This is a genomic window from Micromonospora sp. M51, from assembly GCF_018070305.1.
Classification (GTDB): domain Bacteria; phylum Actinomycetota; class Actinomycetes; order Mycobacteriales; family Micromonosporaceae; genus Micromonospora; species Micromonospora parva.
This window is the reverse complement of record NZ_JAGPXZ010000555.1, coordinates 1-4259: the sequence shown is the minus strand read 5'-3', so window position 1 is coordinate 4259 and position 4259 is coordinate 1. Positions and strand designations below refer to the sequence as shown.

Sequence of the window (4259 nt, the reverse complement as noted above, 5' to 3'; positions counted from 1 at the left end):
GTCGAGGCCCTTGCCCCGGTCCGCGGGCCGCTTCTTGATCCCGAAGGTGCCCTCGGCGATCGCCGTCAGCAACGTCTGCTCCCCGATGCGTTCCAACAGGTCCAGCGCCTCACCGAGGACCTGGTTGGCGCGGCGGCGGATGAACCCGCCCGGCGCCGGCACGAAGTCCTCGTGCAGCCCACCGGCCGCGCCCAGCACGTAGCGCACGTTCTGCAGGGCGATGTCCCGATCCGACAACCACGGTGTCACCACCGCCTCGGTCATCATCCCCACCAGCAGGATCCCCTGACCGGTCAGCGCACCGGCCAGGTTGAAGAACCCGTCGAGCAGGTTGCCCCGGAACACGTCACCGGTCATGTGTTTCGTCGGCGGCATCCACTTCAGCGGCGCGTCCGGGAACAACTCCCGGGCCAGCAGGGCGTGCGCCAACTCCAGCCGGAACGACTCCGGCACCTCCGGGTTGATCTCGAACGCGTGGCCCAGACCCAACTGCCAGTCCGCCAACCCCGCCTCGTGCGCGAAGAACTCGTTGAGCAGCTGCGACACCGTCACCGTGTGCGCCTCGTCGACGGCGTCGGCGGTGGTCAGGTAGTTGTCCTCACCGGTGTTGATGATGATCCCGGCGCGGGCGTGGACCTGCCGGGAGAACCGCTGGTCGACGAACGTACGCACCGGGTTGATGTCGCGGAACAGGATCCCGTACATCGAATCGTTCAACATCATGTCGAGGCGTTCCAACCCGGCCAGGGTCGCCATCTCCGGCATGCACAACCCCGACGCGTAGTTGGTCAACCGCACGTAGCGGCCCAACTCCTTCGACGACTCGTCCAACGCCGCGCGCATCAACCGGAAGTTCTCCTGCGTGGCGTACGTGCCGGCGAAACCCTCCCGGGTCGCGCCCTCGGGCACGTAGTCCAGCAGCGACTGCCCCGTCGAACGGATCACCGCGATCACGTCCGCGCCGGCCCGCGCCGCCGCCTGCGCCTGCGGAATGTCCTCGTAGATGTCCCCGGTCGCCACGATCAGGTAGATCCACGGCCGCTGCTTCGGGTCCCCGTGCCGCTTGATGAGCCGGTCCCGTTCGGCGCGCCGCCGGTCGATGCGCCGGATGCCCGCCCCGACCGCCCTGCGCGCCGCCGACCGGGCCGCCGTCGCGGCCCGCCCGGTCGGCTGGGTGAACCGCACCGACCCGGCCGCGGCCTTCTGCGCCAGCAACGTCACATCGGTGCCGCCCTCACGGGCCAGGGCGTCGAACACCGGCACCGCCACCCCGTGACCCAACCCGACGTCCGCGGCGACCGCGTCGACGAGCCGGTTCACCCACGGAATGCCGTCCGGGTCGGCGCCGCTCACGCCGGCCAACCGCAGCACCGCCCGCTCCACCGACACGGTGGTGTGGCTGCGAGCCAGGTCCACCACCGGCTGCCCGGCCCGACGCGCCAACTCCCGCGCCCGCGCCACCAACACCGGATCAAGATCAAGCTTGCCGGTCACGCCACACCGCTCATCTGCTCGCTCACGACGACCCTTCCTCGTAGATGACCTCACCGCGCAGCACCAGACGCCGACACACCGGCAGCGGCGTCGGGTCGTCCGGACCCCACTGCTCCGGGTCCTCGGCCAGCAACACCGGCAGACCCCGCTGCACCCCCGCCGGTGTCGACCACACCGCGAACGTCGCCGGCGCACCCAACGCCAGAACCCCCTCGACGTCCAGGTGCACCGCCCGCCACCCACCCCGGGTGTGCGCCGCGAACGCCGAGCGCACCCCCATCCGCTGCGCCGGGTTGTGGTGCGCCGCCGCCGCCCGCACCGACCCCCACGGGTCCAGCGGCGTCACCGGCGAATCCGACCCGAACGCCAACGCCACCCCCACCGAGTGCATCGCACCCATCGGGTTCGACTCCAACGACCGGTCCAACCCCAACCGCGCCTCGTACATCCGACCCGCGCCACCCCACAACCGGTCGAACGCCGGCTGCATGCTCGCCACCACCCCGTACTCCACGAACCGCGCGATCAACCGCTTGTTCATGATCTCCGCGTGCTCGATGCGGTGCCGGGCCGCCCGCAACCGCTCCACCCCCACCGTCCGCGCCGCCGCCGCGAACCCGTCCAGGACCGTGCCGATCGCCGCGTCACCGATGGCGTGGAACCCGCCCTGCAGGCCGTGCGCCGCACAGTCCAGCAGGTGATCGCGGACCTGCTCGGCCGTCAGGTACCCGTGCCCGCACCCGTCACCGTCGCCGTACGGCTGCGACACGTGCGCCGTCCGCGACCCCAACGCCCCGTCGGCGAACAGGTCCCCACCGGCGCCCACCGCACCCAACTCCCGGGCCCGCGCCGCGCCACCCAGCTCACCCCAGTACCCGTACACCTCCGGCAACCCCGCCCCGGAGATGCCCAGCAGACCGGTGAAGTCCTCCTCGTCGGAGATCTCCGGACCACCGCACTCGTGCACCGCCGCGATGCCCAACGACGCCGCGTGCGCCAACGCCACCCGCTGCGCCGCGACCCGCTGCGCCCGACTCACCGACCCCTGCGCGGCCGCCCGCACCACATGGTGCGCGTCGCGCCGCAACCACCCCGACGCGTCGTACCCGGCCTCGGTCGCCGCCTGCGGACACGCCGCCCGCATCGCCGAGGACACCAACGCCGAATGGATCGACGCCTGCGACAGGTACACCCGCCGGCCACCGGCCGCCCGGTCCAACGCCGCCGCGTCCGGCAACGTCGGATCCGACCAACCCGACTCGTCCCAGCCGTGCCCCAGCACCACCGCGTCCGCCGGCAGACCCGCCGCGAACCCGGCCACCGCGTCGAGCAGCTGCCCGGCCGAGCGCACCCGCGACAACTCCAGCCCGGACAACGCCAACCCGGTGTCGGTGGCGTGCACGTGCGCGTCCACGAACGCCGGCGTCACCAGCGCCCCACCCAGGTCCACCACCCGGTCGGCCGACGGCGCGTCACCATCGGTGCCCAACCAGGCGATCCGCCCACCGGACACCAGCAGCGCGGTCGCACTCGGGTCGGCGGGGCAGTGCAGCACGCCGCCGCGATACAACGTCGAGGGGTTCGTCATGACCTCAGTCTGCCGCGACCCGCGCCGCGAACAGCTGACGCACCCCCGGCTCGGCCCGCAACAACCCCAACGCCAGCTCCGCGTGCCCCGGCACGTACCCGTTGCCGACCAACATCGTCACGTCCGCCGCCAACCCCTCCGCACCCAACGCCGCAGCGGAGAAGCTCGTCGCCATCGAGAAGAAAATCACCGTGCCGCCGTCCGCGGTGGCCAACACCGCCCCGTGCTCACACCCCGGCACGTCCACGCAGACCACCGTCACGTCCGCCGGGGCACCCAGCGCGGTGGTCACCGCCGTGGACAACCCCACCGGGTCGCGGGCGTCTGCCAACGCCACCACCGACGCCAGACCGGCGGCCGTCAGCGCGTCGCGCTCCGCCGCCACCGGCACCACCCCGACGGTACGGGCGGCGCCCGCGCGCCGTGCCGCAGCCAGCGACAGCGACCCGCTCTTGCCCGCTCCACCGATCACCGCGACCCGCACCGGCGACGGGTCACCGGCGCGCCGCCGGTGCTCGACGTAGCGCGACACCACCCGGGCGGTCAGCGCGGGCGCCCCGCACACGTCCAGCACGGCCAGGGACAACTGCGGGTCCTCGTCCTCGGGCAGCACCGCGGCGATGGACCGCGCGAACAGGATCGCCCACCCGTCGCACGGCACCTGCTCGCTGCGCCCGTCCCAACGGGCCAACCCGTCGGTGATCACCAACGGCGTCAACGTCAACGACACCAGGGTGGCGACCCGCTGGCCCGCCCTGAGCCCCAACGGGGAGCGCCGACCGGCCTCCTCGACAGTGCCGATCAACATCCCACCCGACCCGGTCACCGGGTTCTGCATCTTCCCCCGGGGCGACAGGATCTCCAGTACCTCGGCGCGGACCGCGTCACCGTCACCGCCGTGCTTCTCCGACAACTGCCGGAAGCTCGCCGCGTCCAGGTTGAGCCGCTGCACCCGGATCCGTACCTCGTTCGGCGCGATCACCGCCGACGTGTCCAGCCGCCAAGCCGCCTGCGGCAGCACCCCCGCCGGTTGCACGACGCGGTGCAGTCCCACCGGTGACGTCACGCCGACCTCCCCCTGTCCAGCCGCCCGAAGCCCCGGTCAAGGCTCGCGTAACGGGAAAACTTACGGCAGACTAGTTTCTGTACCGAATATTTTCCAGTAGCCTTCGGGCTT

Annotated in this window: 3 protein-coding genes; all 3 read right to left on the bottom strand. The window is 72.2% G+C overall.

Features of this window, described 5'->3' with window-relative positions:
- Positions 1-1494 (bottom strand): lysine 5,6-aminomutase subunit alpha (locus KBX53_RS24360; RefSeq protein WP_210861851.1); only part of this gene is annotated, 1494 nt, incomplete at its 3' end.
- 22 nt (positions 1495-1516) lie between these two features.
- Positions 1517-3082 (bottom strand): amidohydrolase, encoded by a 1566-nt coding sequence (locus tag KBX53_RS24355; RefSeq protein WP_210861849.1) that lies wholly within the window; start codon positions 3080-3082, stop codon positions 1517-1519.
- A 4-nt stretch (positions 3083-3086) separates the two neighbouring features.
- The gene (locus KBX53_RS24350; protein WP_210861853.1) at positions 3087-4136 is read right to left on the bottom strand and encodes a zinc-binding alcohol dehydrogenase; all 1050 of its coding nucleotides are present in this window, start codon (positions 4134-4136) and stop codon (positions 3087-3089) included.
- Positions 4137-4259: the final 123 nt, after the last annotated feature.

Coding starts and splice junctions, on each gene's coding strand:
- KBX53_RS24355 (WP_210861849.1), bottom strand. CDS start 3,082: ATGACGAACCCCTCGACGTTGTATCGCGGCGGCGTGCTGCACTGCCCC.